This window comes from Peribacillus sp. BM1, from assembly GCF_056679975.1.
The window spans coordinates 2236029-2255101 of sequence record NZ_CM155259.1 but is presented as its reverse complement, the minus strand read 5'-3'; the positions used below and the strand labels follow the sequence as shown (position 1 = coordinate 2255101).

Sequence of the window (19073 nt, the reverse complement as noted above, 5' to 3'; positions counted from 1 at the left end):
GAACTGTATATAGGAGTTGTGGGGTCTGACTCTTTTTTTATTCCTTTCTAAACAACCCTACTATGCCCGTTGTCTGTAGAATGTTCGTAAACGCTTCAGGATCCACTTCATTGATGATTTTTTCTAAATCATATTGCTCATACCGAGTAACCACGATCAATATCATTTCTTTGTTTTCATTTGTATATCCCCCTTTTACTGGGACTGTGGTTAGGCCACGGACAAGCTTTGAGTGAATGGCATACTTAAGCTCATTCCCCTTCTTCGTTATGATCATCGCTGTAAGCTTCTCATGACGCGTGTGGATAGCATCAATGACTCTTGTTGAAGTGTAGAGAGTGACAAGCGTATAAAGCGCCTTTTCTGGTCCATAAATCGCTCCAGCAGTGACGATAATCACTCCATTTAGTAGAAATAAGTATGTACCTACCGGCTTATCCTTTACACGGGAAAGGAGCATAGCGATGATATCCATCCCTCCAGTCGATGCTCCAAATTTCAGTGTAATTCCAACCCCAACTGCCGCTATAACTCCACCAAATACTGCATTTAATAATATATCAGGCGACATTTTGTAAACAGGAATTACCTCCATAAATACAGTCATTAATCCGACACTAATAAAGCTATATACAGTAAATGCGCGACCGATTTTTTTCCATGCAATGATCGTAATCGGAACGTTTAAAATAAATAAAATAATTCCTGTTGAAATGGTAAACGGTGCATACGTTCTAAGTAATGTGGATATTAGTTGAGCAACTCCAGTAAACCCGCTTGCATAAATATTGGCGGGTATCAGGAACAGATTCATAGCGACCGCATTAAAAAGTGCACCGATAATAACAATAATGATTTTCTTACCTTCTAAAAGATACATATTCTGCCCCCAATCTTTACCTATAGTATCCTACTACCCTTTAGCTGTTATTCCATGCTTAAGTGGATTGTTTTTTTTCATTGACATGCTACACTATTATTAGTCGTATATATTCAAGTCTAGAAAGCAGGTGTAATTATGACAATCACCATCCTAGCTGACAGTGCAAGCGATTTGCCACTGTCTTACTATAAAGAAAACAACCTTCGTTTTATTCCGTTACAAGTTCTACTTGATGGACAAAATTATCAAGATCTACAAACGATCGAGCCAAATATAGTCTATGAAGCCATGCGTAACGGAAAATCGCCTAAAACCTCTCAGGCTTCTCCCGAAGATTTGTTTGAAATATTTACGGAGTTGGCTAAAGAAAAAAAGCAAGGGGTTTATATTGCCTTTTCATCTGAGTTATCAGGTACATACCAAACAGCCGTAATGGCCCGAAATCAAGTAAAAGAAGATTTCCCCGATCTTGATTTAGAGATTATCGATACAAAATGTGCCTCCCTAGGGTATGGACTTGTCGTGAAATCTGCGGTCAATGCTGCTAATGATGGTGCTTCAAAGGAAGAACTAGTAGCAAATATCACGTTCCAAGCCCAACATATGGAGCATTTATTTACAGTCGACAATCTTGAATACCTTGCACGCGGCGGGCGAATTTCAAAAGCTTCTGCGATAGTCGGTGGCCTTTTAAATATTAAGCCACTGCTTCATGTTGAAGATGGTAAGCTGATTCCCCTTGAAAAAATTCGTGGTAAGAAAAAATTATTGAAACGTGTTATTGAAATTATGCATGAACGTGGGGTAAATTTAGACAAACAAACCATCGCAATCAGCCATGCGGATAATGAGGAGACTGCACTCGAATGGAAGCAAGCTATACAAGAAGAATTTGGAACAGAAAGTTTTGTAATTAATTCGATAGGGGCAGTTATTGGTTCTCATGCCGGACCAGGAACAATTGCATTATTTTTCTTAAATAAATTACCAGAAACGTCATCATAATTTGTTGCCTTTTATCTATGTAACACAACTACATGCATGCATTTCAGTTGTGTTACATAGCCACATTCACTATAATATATAGAAATCAATGTACTCCGGGAGGTAAAAATGGCTAAAGATAGTTCATTTGATATTGTTTCACAAGTTGATTTTTCAGAAGTAACAAATGCTGTAACAATGGCAATGAAAGAAATTCAAACTCGCTATGATTTTAAAGGAAGCTCTAGCACGGTTACACTTGACAAGGAAGAGCTTGTTTTAGTTTCCGATGATGAATACAAGCTTGATCAGCTAAAAGACGTATTGATCAGCAAATTGGTAAAACGAAATGTCCCCATCAAAAACTTGGATTACGGCAAAATCGAAGGGGCTTCAGGTGGTACCGTTCGTCAGCGTGCAAAGCTGATTCAAGGGATTGATAAGGAACATGCCAAGAAAATCAATACCATTATTAAAAATAGTGGTCTTAAAGTGAAAAGCCAAATTCAAGATGATCAAATTCGCGTAACGGGTAAGAACCGCGATGATCTCCAAGGCATTATCTCTGCCATACGTGGCGCAGACTTATCAATTGAGGTACAATTTATGAATTATCGCTAATGTGAAAAGAAAGCCTAGGAAGTCCGTACTTTGACTTCTTAGGCTTTCTTTTTTTCTTATATAAGCGGTAGTTCTCAGAATGGCTGTAATTAAAGAAAATGTGCGATTTTAACAAAGTAGAATAATAAGAGTACGTCACAAAAGGGTAAGTCCTCACACCTATACACCGTTTATCGTGCCATTTACACATTATCGAAAGGATATGTAGTAGATGTGGGTTTTCCCCCTTTCTTTTTTTGGCATCTTTCTCTTTATTTCCTCGTAAACCTTCCCTACCTTAGTTTTCACGCTTAACCCATATTTTCCCACGTTTTTATTTTTCAATTCGAAGGAATATGAATGATGTAGATATTACGAAATAGGAGGTTTCTATATGGCAAACAATAACAAGCAGAATAAGCAAACATTTCCACCACAGCATCAAAATCATCAACCTGGTGTTGAATCAGAAATGCATCCAAAGCCAGAATCCGTCTGTTCAAAGTATCAAGGAAGCGGTAAATTACAAGGAAAAACGGCGGTTATTACAGGGGGCGATAGTGGAATTGGTAAATCAGTCGCGATTTACTATGCAAAAGAAGGCGCAAATGTTGTGATTGTTTATCTAAATGAACAAAGTGATGCAGAAACGACAAAGGAGCTTGTCGAAAAGGAAGGACAGAAATGTCTTCTGCTTTCAGGAGATGTAGGAGATGAATCTTTTTGTAAAGGAGTTATTGAGCAAACAATTGGAGAGTTCGGTGCATTGGATATCCTCGTAAATAATGCTGGCGAGCAGCATGTCCAGGAAAACTTCCTTGATATTACAGCTGAGCAACTTGAGAAAACATTCAGAACGAATATCTTCTCTATGTTTCATCTCACAAAAGCAGCAATACCACATTTAAAGAAAGGCAGTAGCATTATCAATACAGCTTCCATCACTGCATACGAAGGGAATCCCAAATTGATTGATTACTCTTCTACAAAAGGAGCTATTGTTTCCTTTACTCGAGCACTATCCAATTCCATTTCCAAAGATGGAATTCGTGTCAATAATGTGGCTCCGGGTCCGATTTGGACACCTTTAATTCCTGCATCATTCAATGAAAAAGATGTCGCCAATTTTGGAGCGGATACCCCAATGGGCAGAGCTGGACAGCCCAAAGAGCTTGCAGGTGCCTATGTGTTTCTAGCAAGTGATGATGCAAGCTATATTAGCGGGCAAACGATACATGTAAATGGCGGAACTGTCATAAATGGATGAATAAAAGGGGTGTCTCAAACGGTCTGACATCGTTTTAACATACAGTAAATTTTGTTTTTACACTAATCTATCTTGTATGTAATTATTGCGATGTCTGACTTGAGACCTCCCGTTTGAAGGATATGGGGACGGGGCTTCGCGACTTACTAGTAAGCCCGCTACTTAGCAGCTAAACTTATATGATCGAGAAAACTTCCGAAATTTTGGCTCCGCACCGCCACCATTGTGATTTTAGCGAGTGTAGCGTGCTTCATGATCGATCCTTCATGTTAATAGGTTTTATATGTTTGTACAGGAAACCCGTTCAATCAGCTGATGAGGAACGATAATTCGCTTCACTGGTTCTTTAGGATTTAGAAGCAGTTGTATTAAACTTTTCGCTGCCTGGTAGCCTAAGTCAAAAATATTAATATCAATTGAAGTCAATTGCGGTCTAGCTAATTCAGAAAAAAAGACGTTATTAAAACTAACTATGGACATATTCTCTGGTACGGCTACTTTTAGTTTCGTTAACGTGTTAACGACACCTATTGCCATCAATTCATCTGTTACAAGTAGAGCGGTTGGCGGAGTTTCTAGCAATAGTAATCCCTGGATTGCCTCTTGACCACGTTCAAGCAAGAATTCATCGTGTCTAATATACTGAGGAACAATTGGAATACCTGCTCCTTTCAGAGCCTCTTGATATCCTTGCAGGCGCTCCATTGTCATAACTAGGTTTATGTTACCCCCGATAAAACTAATCTTATCGTGGCCTAGTCTTATTAAATATTCCGTTGCTTCCCGTGAAGCTCGGTAATTATCATTATCCACATGAGTAATTTCTTCTTCCCACTCGTATGGTCTGCCAATGACGACAAACGGAAATTGACGATCACGCAAATATTTTAAGATTTTATCATCTATTCGGGAATAAAGCAGAATAATGCCATCTACCCTTCCTCCTTGAACCATGTTGACAACATCCTGATAAATTTGTTCTTCCGTTTTTCCTGTACTCATTTGCAATGCATATTGCTTTTCATGAGCCCCCTCACTTAATCCGCGAAGGACCGTTGAAAAGAATGGATTTTGAAAAAATACATCGGATGAGCTCGGTAAAACTAGACCAATGACTTGAGTAGATTGACTAGCAAGACTTCGTGCAATAAAATTTGGATGGTACCCTAACTCTACCATGGCTTCTCGGACGCGAACCTTTGTTTTCTCGCTTATTCGAGGATTATTTGCGATGACGCGCGAAACTGTCGAAGGAGCAACACTCGCCAATTTTGCAACGTCTTTTATTGTAATTGCCATGATTCACCTACTCCTCTCTAAGCGCTTACATTCGTATTGTTATACAAAACAAAAAAAAATTATGTACCTATCATACACCTTGAATCTACATTATTTCTATTTTTTATTAAAAAAATAAGCGGAGCGCTACATATTAATCGGCTCCGCCGTTTCTTTTAATACAAGTACACTCTTGTTTCATAAGGACGAAGGGTAACCTCTTTTGCAATCCTTCTATCACCATCCGGATAATTCGCTAGCAGGAGTTCCGATGCTTCGGCTTTGATTTCAGGTAAGCTAATTGTTTGTTCCGCATTTTTGAAATTGCTAAGCACAACCGCCGATTGACTTTCTAACGTTCTGGTATATGCATATACAGCAGGATGTTCCCTCAGAAGTAGTCTATATTCACCATACACAAACACTTCATGCTTCTTTCTAAGCTGAATCATTTTTTTATAAAAATGATAAATCGAATCGGAATCTTTTTTCTGTTGTTCAACGTTTATCGTTTCATAGTTTGGATTTACTTTCATCCAAGGGGTTCCATCCGTGAATCCAGCATTTTCATGATCACTCCATTGCATCGGCGTTCTTGAGTTATCTCTTCCACTGTTCCAGATCACTTCCATCACGTTATCATGTGGAGTGCCTTTAGCCACTTCAATGTTATAAAAGTTGATCATACCTACATCATCATAATCCTGAATCGATTCAAATTGGACATTCGTCATGCCAATTTCCTGCCCTTGGTAAATAAACGGTGTTCCTTGCATGAAGAAATAACACGCTGCGAGCATTTTCGCACTTTCTTTCCAATATTCGGTATCATTCCCCCAGCTTGACACGCTTCTGGGCTGATCATGATTTTCCCAGAACAAAGCATTCCAGCCTTTTTCATGTAGACTTGTTTGCCATTTTGAAAGAGTTTCCTTTAGATTGACAACATCAACATCTTTTTCAATCCCTTTTCGCCAAAGACCTAGGTGCTCAAATTGGAAAATCATATCGAACTTGCCATTTTGTTCACCTACCCAATCATCTGCTTGGTGAATTCCGACCCCATTCGCCTCTCCGACCGTCATAATATCATATTTTGCAAAAGTTTCTTCTTTTAATTCTTTGAGAAAACCTTGAATCCCTTCTTGATTTGTATGCATGTCAAATGCCGGCACATAATTAAGCCCGTATGGATTAGGCATATCAGGGAATCCTTCCCGTTTTTTTATATGACTAATCGCGTCAACACGGAAACCATCAATCCCTTTATCAAGCCACCAATTTACCATTGTATACAAAGCCGAACGAACCTCTTGGTTTTCCCAATTTAAATCAGGCTGTTTCGTTGCGAAAATATGCAAATAATATTCATCTGTGACAGGATCGTATTCCCACGAGCTTCCAGAGAAGATACTTTCCCAATTATTTGGCGGTGAATCCCCTTTTCCTTCTTTCCATATATACCAATCACGTTTAGGATGATCTTTCGAAGACCTTGACTCGATAAACCATGAGTGCTCATCACTTGTATGATTAAGAACTAAGTCTAGAATTAATTTCATCCCACGTGCATGAATTTCTGCCAACAACTCGTCGAATTCCTCCATCGTACCGAATTGTCCGGATATATCTTGATAATCACTAATATCATAGCCGTTATCCGCATTGGGGGATTTGAAAAATGGACAAATCCAAATCACATCGATTCCCAGATCCTTAAGATAATCGAGCTTAGAAATAATCCCCTTAATATCCCCAATACCATCGCCATTGCTATCCATAAAACTTCTCGGATAAATCTGATAGCTAACTGCCTCTTTCCACCATTGCTTTTTCATTAAATCCCCTCCCGATTCTTATTGTATCGGCTTGTTTCAGTTGGAATTTTTATAAGAGGATGTTCAAAAAGTCCGGTAAAAATAGCTGTCGAATTTCTCGGCTCTTTTTATCCTCCTTTTTGAACTCGCACTATAAGTACCACTTCCAATTTAGAATGTACTTGTGATTGGCCTTTAAATAGAATGCGAGGGAGGGCAATTTACTATTTTCTATTTGAAAGATCGATTACGCTTTGATCTTTTCAAAATGAAGACAATGAAAATAACAAATGCAAAAATGACAACTCCCATCGCAACCATATACGGAATATTCAGGCCTGATTTATCTGATAACATATATATCTCAGCCTTTTCACGATCAATAATAATCGAATATTTCCCATCATTATTGCGTACTAAATCATACTCAACCACTCCTCTTAATTCCTTATCATTACCAAATTTATCAGCGTCTAGGTCAAACGTTTGTGACTTCGATGAATTGTTAATCACGACAACAATCGTTTCATCTTTAAAAGTTCGTTTAAAAACAGCCGAACTATCATTAGCATGAAGCACTTCAAGGTCACCCTTCATTAGCGCCGGATGTTGCTGCCTTATTTCACTTATTTTCGTAATATAATCAATTAATACAGGGTCTGCCTTAAATCCCATAAGTCGTCTGTTATCTGGATCACTTCCACCGTTCATCGCTATTTCTGAACCATAGTAGATGATTGGTATTCCCGGTGTTGTATACATATACGTTAAAGCAAGCTTCCAGCGTGTTTCCGGATTTTCCTTATTTGCAACAACTTCGTGGGTAAACCTTGTCATATCATGGTTATCAATAAATTTCCCAAGCAATTCAGGGTGGGTGAACATCTTTTCGTTTCGGGTCAGTGCAGAGAATAGAAAATTCAATGATTGATCAGGTTTAGAAAAAGCATCACGCATACTTGCATTTTGTGGAAAGTCCATAAAGCCATCAATGCCTGTATCTTGATAGCTGGCAATAGCAGTAGGATCATCCAGCCAAATCTCACCAACTAAATAGAAATCTTCCTTCTCTTCTTTGACTACTTTAGAAAAATCACTCCAAAAACCTTTATCCACATGCTTGACTGTATCTAAGCGATATCCATCAATATCGGTTTCTTGAATCCACCATCTAGCAGCATCCAATAAATACTTCCGTGTTTCTGGGTTATCTTGATTTAAATCAGGGAGGTCATATATCCAGCCTGTTTCTACTTCATTCTGATCACTCCAGTTTGTGATTCCTTTCTTTTCATGGAACCAATCCTTCTTTTCTGGATCGTTTACCCATGGGTGATTCGGTCCTACATGATTGACCACAAAATCAAGGATAATTTTCATATCACGCTTATGAGCCTCTGCTACAAGCTGCTTGAATTCATCAATGGTCCCGAAATGCTCATCTGTAGTATAGAAATCATTGATCCAATAACCGTGGTAGCCACCATCTTCATTATCAAAAACAGGTGTCAGCATAATGGCTGTAAATCCCATATCTTTAATATAGTCAAGTTTATCTGTTATGCCGGCAAAATCACCACCTTGATAAGCAAGTGGATCGTTCACATCCACATCTTTGTCATTTTTTGGATCCCCATTATTAAAACGGTCAATCATTAATGAATAAACGATTTCATTCTGCCATTTTCGTTCTTCCTTTTCAACAGCACCTGCGGGTAGGGCGTAAATAAGTAAGAACGAAAGCAAAATGAGTGAAAATGCTTTTTTTCTCATTTCTGCTTCCCCCTTATGTAACTTCTTCACGCCTTTAAGATTAGCCTTTCGTGCCACCTGCCGTCAAACCTGAAACGAAGTATTTTTGGAAACAGAGGAATAAGATTGCAATCGGAATTGCTATTAAGACTGAACCAGCTGCAAAGGTTGTAAATTCTTTTCCGAATTGTTTCGCTACCATTTCATATAGCCCAACCCCCATTGTAAATTTCTCATTACTCCGTAGCATAATTCTCGCTAGGATAAAATCACCGAATGGAGCAATAAATGCGAACAAAGCAACAACTGCAATGATTGGTTTAGCAAGAGGCATAATGATTTGTACGAATATTCTCATATGACTTGCTCCGTCCATTTTTGCAGACTCATCAAGCTCTTTAGGGATCGTATCTAAATAACCTTTCATTAACCATGTGTTCATCGGAATTTGGCCACCGACATAAATCAAGATTAACCCTAGATGCGTATCGATTAAGCCTGTGCGGTTCGCTAATACAAAAATTGCGATTAATGCAGCAAAGTTAGGAATCATTTGTAAAACTAGAAATGTAAGCAGTCCATTTTTCCGTCCAATAAAACGATATCTAGAAAATGAATACGCTGTAAATGATACTAAAATGACTGTCGAGATCATCGTGATAATACTAATCTTTAGAGAATTCATGTACCAACTAATATAATTTGATTTTTCCGAGTCAAATAAATACGTATAATGTGCAGTTGTTGGATTTTTCGGGAACATTGATGCACCTGATAAACTTTGACCAGGGTTAAAGGAGGAGCCAATAACCCATAGCAATGGATAAATGACGACTACACACATCAGAAGGATGATCAGATACGAAATAGTTAAGCGAATGATTTTGTTTTTTTTCATACTCATGATTAGTTCATATCCTCCTCTTTAAACGATTTTGACCGTTTAAATTGCCATAGGGCAACTGTCACAACAACGATTGAAAGAAGCATTGTAATGGCAGCCGCTTTCCCATATTGCGCAGAAGTCATAGTCAGACTATAAATCCAAGAAATCAATATATCTGAACCACCGGCGTTTTGGCCTGGAATCGCTGGACCACCACCGTTAAATAAGAAGATTACGTTAAAATTATTAAAGTTGAAGGTATATTGGGTGATTAAGATCGGTGCTGTCGCAAATAAAATCATCGGCAAGGTAATCTTGGTGAATTTCTGCCAAATGGTCGCTCCGTCCACATTTGCTGCTTCATATAACTCATCTGGAATCGATTGAAGCACACCTGTCGTCATGGCGAAGATAAACGGAAATCCTAACCATGTTTGAATGAAAATCAATGCAAGTCTAGTCCAGTTTTCTTCTGTCATCCAAGGAACCGGATCAATTCCAAACGCATGAAGGATACCTGTATTAATAACACCGAATGATTCATTAAACATTCCTGAGAAAATTAGGATCGAAACAAAAGCTGGAACTGCCCAAGGTAAAATAAAGACTGTACGAATAATTGCTTTTCCTTTTAAATCCTTTTGATTCACAAGGATCGCTAGGAAAATACCAAGTGCCACCTGAAGTGTTGTTGCCACAAATGTCCAAACAAGCGTCCATCCAAGTACACCGAAAAATGTTTTGCGCCATAAATCCAACTTAAAAATATCAATATAGTTTTGGATTCCGACCCAGTCTACAAGCTTTGCTGGTGGTGAATGATATAAATCGTAGTTGGTAAATGATAATAAAATAACGAATAGTAATGGAAAAATAACGACAAAAATTAATAGCAGAAAACCTGGTGAAACCATTAAATAAGGAAAGCCACTATCTAGTAAATTATGATATTGTTCCTTTACTGAAGAAGCCGCTAATCCAAGGTCCCGTTTTTTTCCCGTACTGTACGCATCGTACATATTGAATACATAGATAGCTAGACCAATCACCGTAATAATTAAGGCAATAATTCCATCAATCAGCAAGAAAATCGAATGATCAAGTCCAGCAATCGTTCCTAATGTGAACAACCCCCAAAAGCCCCAGTTCAATGTATCTAAGAAACTGGCGAAAAAGGCGATTGTTAGAATAAGGAAGATAAATCCTTTTACAAATTGTTTATTATAAAACTGCCCAAATCCAGGAATTATGGATAATAGTGCAGCATTTCTGCCATGTTTAGTTGCTGGAATTGTAACATCCACCTTAATCAACCTCCCTTTCATAGGAGCATAGAATTTCATCCCGGTTTAACCACCCATTTATGAGGGCACGAGAACCCTTACGGATAGAAATTTTACTTTTTGCTTACTTTAATGTGCAATCGCTTGCCTTATGAGTGTTTAAAAAACGGCCTAATGCCGGTATCTATTCTATTAGAGGATGTTCACAAACAAATCAATCACCCATAAGGGTCTGCCTCTACAGGCTAGCTTAGTCTGTAGAGGTCTGACCTAATACGTTTCCTATTATTTAGTTGTATTTATTATTTTTTCCATCCGTTATTTTGAAGGATGGTTTGTTGTAATGTTTGTTTCGATTGTTTTTACTGCATCATCCATCGCTGCCTTTGGCTCAGCCTTTCCTGTTGCAATCGTTTGTAGGGCCGAAGCTGCTGGCTCCCAAACCTCTGCCATTTCTGGAATATTAGGCATTGGAACTGCGTATTGTGATTGAACGGCCACAGCTTTAGCACCTTCATTTTCTGTAATAATCGGATCTTCAATCAATGTTTTCACCGGTGGAATTTCTTGTGTTAATTCAAACCGAATTTTCGCGTTTTCTTCATTTGTCAACCATTCGACTAATTTTGTTGACCAGTATGGATTTTTCGTAAATGCTGTGACATTCCAGCCTTTAACACCCATGAATGTTTTCATATGCTCTCCATTTGGCAGTGTAGGCATTTCAGAGATACCGATATCAATTCCAGCGTCCTTCATTCCTTGGAATACCCACGGCCCATCCATAACAGATGCAACTTTACCTTGGTTGAATAAACCATCTTTCGTTGAACCCCCGTTATCTCCGATGATTCCTTTAGGGAATAGTCCTTCTTTGTACCATTTTTGGATGTATTCTGCGCCTTTGATCGCACCGATGTTATTCAAACCTAGATCTTTTGGATCAAGACCTTTGTCCGTTTGATTAAATACATAACCGCCCATCCCTGCGATTACACCATGTGCAAAGTAGAAGTTATCCCATAGCGCTAAGAATCCGTATTGGTCACCTTTTGTTAGCCCTTTTGCTTGAGTATATAATTCATCCATCGTTTTCGGCGCTTCGCTCATTAATGCTTTGTTATAAATGAATACAGGTGTTTCTGTCGCTTTTGGCAGACCAAATAATTTCCCATCATACATTTGAGCGTTTACAGATGATTCAGTAAATGTTTGAAGAACATCATCTGATACATTGATTTCTTGAATCAAACCTTCTATTACCACTTGACCGATTTGATCATGAGGCAATGTCACGACATCTGGAGCGTTTCCAGCTGGTCCATCTAGTCGCAATTGATCGCGCATTTTATCAGCCATATTCAACTCTTGAAACTCAACTTTAATGCCGTATTCTTTTTCAAATGATTCAATTGCTGGCTTAAGGGCTACTGCTTTATCAATGTCTTCCCATACAATTAGTTTTTCTGGTTTTGCTTCCTCTGCTGCCTTATCTTTATCTTTAGTTTCATTCGTGGATTTTGTTCCTGTTTCTCGTTCAGGAGCTCCACATGCAGCAAGTATACCGAGTACCAACATAAGCATCATAAAAATAGACAATGGCTTCTTCATGAATTAACCCCCATTTGTGTTTTGATTTTACAAGTCAGCAATCGTTTGCGCACTTGTTGCTGGAAACCCAATATGTAAACGCTACCAAATTATCCTAATAATAAAATTATGCATCTTATCTTTAAAAATTCCTCAAAAATAAAGACTTCTAGATTTCTAAGGTTTAGGAATAATTTGCGAAACCGATTGCACTACTTTATAAACTTAATTATACAATTATTCTTGATTTTGACAAGTTAATTTTTAGAATTTTATTATTTTGATTGATAAATCAGACTAAAAAATGCTTTAAATACTGGAGTATTACATCCAAAAAAACAATCATTACCAAGAAGAATTTATTTCTACTTGGTAATGATACCCTACTTAACAGATAATTTTATCGCTAAAAGGTGACACATAAAGTGAAACTTCCGTCAGAGGGTTTTTTTTCATCCCCTCTGATGGTTAGTCCTGTTCTACTGTCGCTAAATCTTCGATAAAGCGACACTACGAACCCGATTGGTTCAACTAAACCTTTGAGGTAAGTTTCACTGTATCTCACCAATCGGGGATTTACAGGCTGTTGAACCCCACCTATTTATTTCTTGATTCTCTTGCAAAAATTGCGGTGGGGGTATTACAGCCTGTTAAACCGGGGCAAATTCTAGATCTTTTATGATTCAATAACTTGAATTCCATATGCCTTAAACCACACATCGATTTGAGCAAGATGCGCTAAAAGCTGTGGACCTGACATAAGCTGACCAAACCATGGTTCTTTAAACGCCGCTCCTTTTGATTCGATAATATCGTGAAGTTTTTGCTTATCGAAGAACTCATGAAGAACCGAGTTTCGATCCTCTAGTACATGCTTTAGCCAGTTTTGGACTCCATCTGTGTATACCGGATTATGTGTTTTCGGATAGGGACTTTTTTTACGATATAAGATTTCTTCTGGTAACATGCCTTCTAACGCTTTACGCAAGATTCCTTTTTCCCGATTTCCTGTCATTTTCAATTCCCAAGGGATATTCCATGCATATTCCACTAGACGATGATCGGCAAATGGCACCCTAACTTCGAGACTTGCCCCCATACTCATTCTATCTTTCCGATCAAGTAGCGTGGTCATAAACCATACTATATTCAAGTAAAATAGCTCTCTCCTTTTTGCTTCTACTCCTGTCTCTCCATCAAGTCTTGGCATCTCCGCTATCGTCTCCAAGTATTTCGCTTCAGCATATTCTTCTAACCTTAGTTTGCTTCGCCAATTTTCTTTTAGCAAAGAAACTCGTTCAGTTGTGGAACGCATCCATGGAAACCCTGAGCGTTTCAAATCTTCACTGCGATGAAACCACGGATATCCACCGAATATTTCGTCCGCACATTCGCCTGATAGACCCACTGTAAAGTCTTGTTTGATTTCCTTACAAAACCACAATAGGGAAGAATCTACATCTGCCATTCCGGGAAGGTCTCTAACTGTGACAGCTTCGGTTAAATAATCAATTAATGTCTCCTGAGTGATGACTGAGTTATGATGCACTGTGTCGAATTGATCAGACATCAGCTTGATCCATTTGGTATCAGAGTTTGGTTGAAATTCATTCGATTGAAAAAACTTGTCATTGTCTTCGTAATCAATCGAATAAGTATGCAGCCTCCCTTTTCCAGTCTTTTTATAGGAATCAGCAGCGATTGCTGTAATGGCACTAGAATCAACACCACCTGATAGAAACGTACATAATGGTACATCGGAAACGAGCTGGCGAGTCACAGCATCACAAACAAGAAACTTCACCTTCTCTGATGTTTCTTCAAGCGAATCTTGATGTTCCATGCTTAACACATTCCAATAACGCCATATTCTAAGACCTTGCTGTGATAAAGTTAATGCATGTGCAGGCCGCAGTTCCTTTATGCCACGAAATACCCCTGATCCAGGCGTTCGCGATGGCCCTAGCCCAAATATTTCGGCCAAACCTTCTCTTGTTACTTCAGCCTTCACTTCAGGATGCGCCAGAATGGCTTTAAGCTCTGAAGCGAACACGAAACCGCCATCTGTTTCTAAGTAAAACAGCGGCTTCACGCCCAAACGATCTCTCGCAATAAATAGCTTCTGCTCGTTCACATCCCAGATCGCAAAGGCAAAAATGCCATTAAAAAAATCCACGCACTTTTCTTTCCATTCTATATAAGAAGTTAGTAAAACTTCTGTATCAGAATGACCTTTGAAGGAATATCCTTTTAATAGTAGTTCTTTGCGAAGATCTTCGGTATTATAAAGTTCACCGTTGTAGCAAAGGATATAAGAATTTCCGTCTTTCTCTTTTGCCATTGGCTGTTTACCACCTTCTGAATCGACGACAGTCAATCGGCGATGACCAAACGACACATGGGTATCATGCCAAATGTTGTGTTCATCTGGACCCCTTTTCACCAGTGTATTCGTCATCTGTTCTATAACCGTTCTTTCCTTGCGCAGATCTCGTTGAAAGTGAACCCAACCTGTAATACCGCACATAGCCTTCATCCTTTCAATCAGCATCCCAGAATTCACCATTCTTATAGCCGCATTATATCCAGCTATCATTCTGATTCAACTGCTGTCTCCTTATTTAAGCCCTACATTGACACATTTTCAAATGAGCCATGCAGCGAGAATATAAGATAGCCTATGCATAAGGTGATAAATGGTTATTTGTCCGCTAAAGTAAAATTTCCATAAGTGATAGTTAGCCTCACAGGATGCGGTTTATAAAGATGGGGTTTATGAAAGATAAATGATTTCAATCTAAATTTCTTATCACTTTCTTGTTCATTTTATGTATTTATGTTTCTTCAGATTAAAATTGGGGAATAAATCTACGCTTAAATGGTTATAAAATAGAGTCATTTTGTCTAAAAAGAAGGGGAGGTAATCCATTTTTGGAGGTAAATTATGAATGATCAGCAACGAATGAACCTTATTAATCATCAAAATCGCGCGTTTTTAGAAGGAACAGTTGAGAATATTAATCAACAATGGGTTTTCTTTGATAACGAAACCGACGAAGCTACTTCTTTAGAAGAATATTCACAATTAGAAATAGATATCTATCGGAGAAAAAATTGGTACAGAGGAATCGTTGAAGAAAATGGTTTTGTAAAAGTCCATAAAGACATGATCCATTTATATGACGGGGAAACAGTAAAAATTCGCAAACCATTGTTAAGCTCATTAGAAAGATTATTGAAAAAAATAGAGACTGAGTCATTCGTCCAGTTTATCACGAGTTTAAATTCACTAGATTTCTCGATTCATGATTGCATTTACTGTTATAATCAGCTTGACTTCTCAGAAGGAGCATCTCCAAAAACAGGAGTGAATTTCCTAGTTTTCGACAACGAAGTTTCCATATGCTCTGTACAGCATCATTTCTTTTACACTTCAACAAATCATGACCGCTTTGAATTTACAATAAATACGGGAAAACGGATTATCATTGAAAAAATAAATTCTAAACACTCCTAGCACCTTCACCTAAAAGGAAGACCTAGAATATAAAAATAGAAAAGAGAATGTCCTATAGATAAGGGTCTGACCCGAAATTCCTACATCCAGTTTAAGTGGAATGAAAGTAACACGATAAACTGTGTGTTGGTAGCTGGGCAAACTCTAATTCGGTCATCCTCTTTAACTATGAGTGTTATGAAGTGATTTATCCCGGTTTAACTAACATCAGTAGGGATGAAAAAACCTCACTGATGTTAGTTTCACTTTATAAGAACGGATGGAAGCCTTGAGGAAGTTTTAGTCCTAGGTACAATACAACAACAAATGAGACAATGAAAATAGCCCAGTATAAACCCGTACCCTTGCCTTTTTTCGCTTTAACCAAGACCATTTCCATCATAGCAATGACAATCAGACCAACGATCATTTTCCACATATAGTAACCAACCTGAGACCCCATCAACATTCCACCAGTAAGTAAAATTAAGATGTAAAACAGTCTTGTAATCATATGTAGAATTTTGGCTTTTTTCGCATTACCTTTCTTGTACATAGTAAACGCTACAAAAAATAGAATAATAGCGACAAGCCAAGTTGTAATGTGCATATGAGTCATTTCAAATCCCCCTCTTAACAGTTTCTCCTTCATCATATCATAGACAAATATCTAAAAACAAAACTATACCCTCAGTTGCAGGAAATAATGAACATTTAGTGAACAGTATTTATAAGTGTTCCGATTCCCTTGACTTTTATCGCTATTTCGTCCCCTTTTCGCAAAAATTTGGGCGGTTTAAATCCTTTGCCAACTCCAGCTGGTGTCCCTGTGGCAATAATATCACCTGGTTCAAGTGTCATACCTTTCGAAAGAATCGCGATGATTTCTTCAACTGGAAAAATAAATTGTTCGGTATTGGATTGCTGTCTGATTTCACCGTTGACTCGGGTTTCAATGTCCAGCTGATTAGGATTTTCGATTACTGACTTCTCTACAATAACCGGACCAATTGGGCATGAACCATCCAAGCTTTTTCCAAGCAAATATTGCTTATGATTTACTTGCAAGTCTCTTGCTGTGATATCATTTACAATCGTATAGCCGAACACGTAATCCAACGCCTCTTCCCGTTTAATCTCTTTACCCTTTTTGCCAATGACAACAGCAAGCTCACCTTCATAATCTAGTTCGTCTGTTATGTCTTCGTGACGGAGAATGTCTGCTTCATGGCCAATCACAGCAGTTGGTGCTTTTGAAAATAGAATAATATGCTCAGGAATGTCTGCTTCACTTCCCATCTCAACAGCATGTTCGGCATAATTCTTCCCCACACAAAAGATATTTTTCGTTGGCCGCGGAATTGGAGCTTCCCAAACGAATTCATCCACATAAAATTCTGATTTGTTCTCTTTTGATGATACCCATTGTTCAATTTCCTTTACCTTTTGTAAAAAGACCTCACCCTTTGCAATACATTCGAGTAGTGTTGCCGGTATCACTTCGCCCATTTGTATTGCTGCAGCTTGCAGTAGCAATATATTTGTACGATTCGCTTCTACGAGTACAACTTGACTCTTCCCTTTCACTTTTACCGTTCCAAATTTCATAATCAATGTCCCCTTTGCTATGATTATTTTTTCATCATTGGACGAGTGCCATAAGTAGCAAACCGCCAGATATACTCAACAGGTCCCATATGATAATACTTCAACCAAATTGTACTGAGTATAAGTTGTAAGAAGTAAATAACAACAACTAATACGACTCCTGTTGTAAAAGAAATTTTACCATATAACCCAAAGCCATATGAATAGAATAATAATGTGCCAATGATGGACTGTAGCAAATAATTGCTCATCGATAATCTACCGACATTGGCTAGTGGTGATAATATTTTTTCAATAGATTTGTTTTGCAGGAGGAATACAATTGCAGTAATATAAAAAATCGATATCACTGGACCACCAATCATGTCTTGCAGGGATACGGTAAAATAATTGTAGTCTGCTATGTATGGACTTGCTTTAAGCAAACCACCACTAACTAAACTTACAATTGCAATAATCGCCAGTTTTCGCTGATGGTCTTTCGTTTTCTCCAACCACTTAAGCTTTGCAAATCCTGCACCAATCAAAAATAAGGGAAATATGGAGAAGAAGAGAATGATGCCATTTCCTAAATGATTAACCATATACCACTCCGCAAAGCGTTGCTGAAAGATCTCCGTAAAAGTACCTGATTGATACGCTTCAATAGACGCCCGAACCATATCAAAATCGGTTATAATAGTAGCTTCTTCCGGCATAGTAATGGAAACCAACATCATCAATAAACAAAGCATTAACGCCGGAATGACAAAGAGAAGGGATCCTATCCATAGGAGAGTTGTCCCTCTCATTTTATAAAATAACAGAAAGAAAAAACCGATCAACGCATAATTGATTAATATATCTCCATGCCAAATAAGAAAGGCATGACCACAACCAATGACCAACAGAACGAACAATCTTCTAGAAAATACAAGTGGAAATGACTGATTTCTACCTTGGACCCGCTCGGCAAGAATACACGCGCCAAAACCAAATAAAAACGCAAACATCGGATAAAAACTTGCCTGCGCAAATAAGTCAACCAATATGTAGATTGTATGATCTGGGTTATCCTTCCACCACTCAAGTGGATTTACATGTAAAAATGGCGAATGGAAATCAGGCATATTTACGAGTAGGATCCCCAATATAGCTAATCCTCTTAAACTATCAATACTTTGAATTCTTTGCCTTCCATCGCTGATTTGTCTATTTTGTATCATTCTTTGCATTCAGCTCCCCATTTTTCTTCTTTTTTCCAATATTTTACACTCTATTGGTTGATAACGATATATTTCTTTCAAATTCAGCCACACCTCTTCTTTCATTCAAAGATTTTCTAAAGCATTGATTAGGCGATTGAATCACAACGTTGCACAAATTACATAGTATATGGCAGGTAAAATTTTTTAGGAGGAGTTATTTATGCCCGCCATCGTTGGGGTCGTTCAGGTCATCAGCCTTGGAAGCAGTGGCGTTTTCAATATTGGAGATGTATATAAAATAGTCCCATTTTCTACTTCGAAAACTTATGCTGGTGCTGGTTCATTCAATACTGGAGATAACATTTCATTATATAACGGAAACAGTACGACAAATACGTATGACTCCGATGTGACAGATCAACCAATCTTATTCAATATTTAA

General features: G+C 38.1%; 16 protein-coding genes. 5 read left to right on the top strand and 11 right to left on the bottom strand.

Annotated features, from left to right (window positions below; translation table 11 throughout):
- Positions 1-37: 37 nt before the first annotated feature.
- Positions 38-880 carry a YitT family protein gene (locus AC1MGI_RS10855; protein WP_480345284.1) on the bottom strand — a complete coding sequence of 281 codons (843 nt, stop codon included), beginning with the start codon at positions 878-880 and terminating at the stop codon, positions 38-40.
- A 138-nt stretch (positions 881-1018) separates the two neighbouring features.
- On the opposite strand from AC1MGI_RS10855, the gene AC1MGI_RS10850 reads away from it, so the two are divergent.
- From AC1MGI_RS10850 to AC1MGI_RS10840, 3 genes are all read left to right on the top strand, one after another.
- A complete protein-coding gene (locus tag AC1MGI_RS10850) occupies positions 1019-1888 on the top strand; it encodes a DegV family protein (protein WP_480345283.1) in 870 nt (289 codons plus the stop codon).
- Between the two features lie 108 nt (positions 1889-1996).
- Positions 1997-2488, top strand: coding sequence for a YajQ family cyclic di-GMP-binding protein (locus AC1MGI_RS10845; RefSeq protein ID WP_480345282.1), 492 nt, complete (start codon positions 1997-1999; stop codon positions 2486-2488).
- A 373-nt stretch (positions 2489-2861) separates the two neighbouring features.
- Positions 2862-3734 (top strand): SDR family oxidoreductase, encoded by an 873-nt coding sequence (locus tag AC1MGI_RS10840; RefSeq protein ID WP_480345281.1) that lies wholly within the window; start codon positions 2862-2864, stop codon positions 3732-3734.
- A gap of 279 nt (positions 3735-4013) precedes the next feature.
- On the opposite strand, the gene AC1MGI_RS10835 is transcribed toward AC1MGI_RS10840, so the two are convergent.
- The 7 genes from AC1MGI_RS10835 to asnB all read right to left on the bottom strand — a co-directional run bounded on the left by AC1MGI_RS10835 (position 4014) and on the right by asnB (position 14867).
- Positions 4014-5033: a LacI family DNA-binding transcriptional regulator gene (locus tag AC1MGI_RS10835; RefSeq protein ID WP_480345280.1), complete on the bottom strand. Its 1020-nt coding sequence runs from the start codon at positions 5031-5033 to the stop codon at positions 4014-4016.
- Between the two features lie 155 nt (positions 5034-5188).
- A complete protein-coding gene (locus AC1MGI_RS10830; RefSeq protein ID WP_480345279.1) occupies positions 5189-6850 on the bottom strand; it encodes a glycoside hydrolase family 13 protein in 1662 nt (553 codons plus the stop codon).
- Between the two features lie 210 nt (positions 6851-7060).
- A complete protein-coding gene (locus AC1MGI_RS10825; protein ID WP_480345278.1) occupies positions 7061-8602 on the bottom strand; it encodes an alpha-amylase family glycosyl hydrolase in 1542 nt (513 codons plus the stop codon).
- A 40-nt stretch (positions 8603-8642) separates the two neighbouring features.
- Positions 8643-9485: a sugar ABC transporter permease gene (locus tag AC1MGI_RS10820; protein ID WP_062182177.1), complete on the bottom strand. Its 843-nt coding sequence runs from the start codon at positions 9483-9485 to the stop codon at positions 8643-8645.
- Between the two features lie 2 nt (positions 9486-9487).
- Complete coding sequence (locus AC1MGI_RS10815) at positions 9488-10771, bottom strand: carbohydrate ABC transporter permease (protein ID WP_480345277.1); 1284 nt, start codon at positions 10769-10771, stop codon at positions 9488-9490.
- A gap of 297 nt (positions 10772-11068) precedes the next feature.
- Positions 11069-12361: an extracellular solute-binding protein gene (locus AC1MGI_RS10810; protein WP_480345276.1), complete on the bottom strand. Its 1293-nt coding sequence runs from the start codon at positions 12359-12361 to the stop codon at positions 11069-11071.
- Positions 12362-13016: 655 nt separating this feature from the next.
- Positions 13017-14867 (bottom strand): asparagine synthase (glutamine-hydrolyzing), encoded by a 1851-nt coding sequence (asnB, locus tag AC1MGI_RS10805; RefSeq protein WP_480349767.1) that lies wholly within the window; start codon positions 14865-14867, stop codon positions 13017-13019.
- Positions 14868-15284: 417 nt separating this feature from the next.
- Between asnB and AC1MGI_RS10800 the strand changes: the two genes are divergently transcribed.
- A complete protein-coding gene (locus AC1MGI_RS10800; protein WP_480345275.1) occupies positions 15285-15857 on the top strand; it encodes a DUF2777 family protein in 573 nt (190 codons plus the stop codon).
- Between the two features lie 247 nt (positions 15858-16104).
- Here AC1MGI_RS10800 and AC1MGI_RS10795 read toward each other — a convergent pair whose 3' ends face one another.
- From AC1MGI_RS10795 to AC1MGI_RS10785, 3 genes are all read right to left on the bottom strand, one after another.
- Positions 16105-16455 carry a YisL family protein gene (locus tag AC1MGI_RS10795; RefSeq protein WP_480345274.1) on the bottom strand — a complete coding sequence of 117 codons (351 nt, stop codon included), beginning with the start codon at positions 16453-16455 and terminating at the stop codon, positions 16105-16107.
- 95 nt (positions 16456-16550) lie between these two features.
- Positions 16551-17444: a fumarylacetoacetate hydrolase family protein gene (locus AC1MGI_RS10790; protein ID WP_480345273.1), complete on the bottom strand. Its 894-nt coding sequence runs from the start codon at positions 17442-17444 to the stop codon at positions 16551-16553.
- A gap of 23 nt (positions 17445-17467) precedes the next feature.
- A complete protein-coding gene (locus tag AC1MGI_RS10785) occupies positions 17468-18658 on the bottom strand; it encodes a DUF418 domain-containing protein (RefSeq protein WP_480345272.1) in 1191 nt (396 codons plus the stop codon).
- Between the two features lie 193 nt (positions 18659-18851).
- On the opposite strand from AC1MGI_RS10785, the gene AC1MGI_RS10780 reads away from it, so the two are divergent.
- A complete protein-coding gene (locus AC1MGI_RS10780; RefSeq protein WP_480345271.1) occupies positions 18852-19073 on the top strand; it encodes a spore germination protein in 222 nt (73 codons plus the stop codon).

Bases quoted from the DNA above. Each gene is read 5' to 3' on its own strand.
- AC1MGI_RS10855 (WP_480345284.1), bottom strand. From the start codon at position 880: ATGTATCTTTTAGAAGGTAAGAAAATCATTATTGTTATTATCGGTGCA.
- AC1MGI_RS10850 (WP_480345283.1), top strand. From the start codon at position 1,019: ATGACAATCACCATCCTAGCTGACAGTGCAAGCGATTTGCCACTGTCT.
- AC1MGI_RS10845 (WP_480345282.1), top strand. From the start codon at position 1,997: ATGGCTAAAGATAGTTCATTTGATATTGTTTCACAAGTTGATTTTTCA.
- AC1MGI_RS10840 (WP_480345281.1), top strand. From the start codon at position 2,862: ATGGCAAACAATAACAAGCAGAATAAGCAAACATTTCCACCACAGCAT.
- AC1MGI_RS10835 (WP_480345280.1), bottom strand. From the start codon at position 5,033: ATGGCAATTACAATAAAAGACGTTGCAAAATTGGCGAGTGTTGCTCCT.
- AC1MGI_RS10830 (WP_480345279.1), bottom strand. From the start codon at position 6,850: ATGAAAAAGCAATGGTGGAAAGAGGCAGTTAGCTATCAGATTTATCCG.
- AC1MGI_RS10825 (WP_480345278.1), bottom strand. From the start codon at position 8,602: ATGAGAAAAAAAGCATTTTCACTCATTTTGCTTTCGTTCTTACTTATT.
- AC1MGI_RS10820 (WP_062182177.1), bottom strand. From the start codon at position 9,485: ATGAGTATGAAAAAAAACAAAATCATTCGCTTAACTATTTCGTATCTG.
- AC1MGI_RS10810 (WP_480345276.1), bottom strand. From the start codon at position 12,361: ATGAAGAAGCCATTGTCTATTTTTATGATGCTTATGTTGGTACTCGGT.
- asnB (WP_480349767.1), bottom strand. From the start codon at position 14,867: ATGTGCGGTATTACAGGTTGGGTTCACTTTCAACGAGATCTGCGCAAG.
- AC1MGI_RS10800 (WP_480345275.1), top strand. From the start codon at position 15,285: ATGAATGATCAGCAACGAATGAACCTTATTAATCATCAAAATCGCGCG.
- AC1MGI_RS10795 (WP_480345274.1), bottom strand. From the start codon at position 16,455: ATGACTCATATGCACATTACAACTTGGCTTGTCGCTATTATTCTATTT.
- AC1MGI_RS10790 (WP_480345273.1), bottom strand. From the start codon at position 17,444: ATGAAATTTGGAACGGTAAAAGTGAAAGGGAAGAGTCAAGTTGTACTC.
- AC1MGI_RS10785 (WP_480345272.1), bottom strand. From the start codon at position 18,658: ATGCAAAGAATGATACAAAATAGACAAATCAGCGATGGAAGGCAAAGA.
- AC1MGI_RS10780 (WP_480345271.1), top strand. From the start codon at position 18,852: ATGCCCGCCATCGTTGGGGTCGTTCAGGTCATCAGCCTTGGAAGCAGT.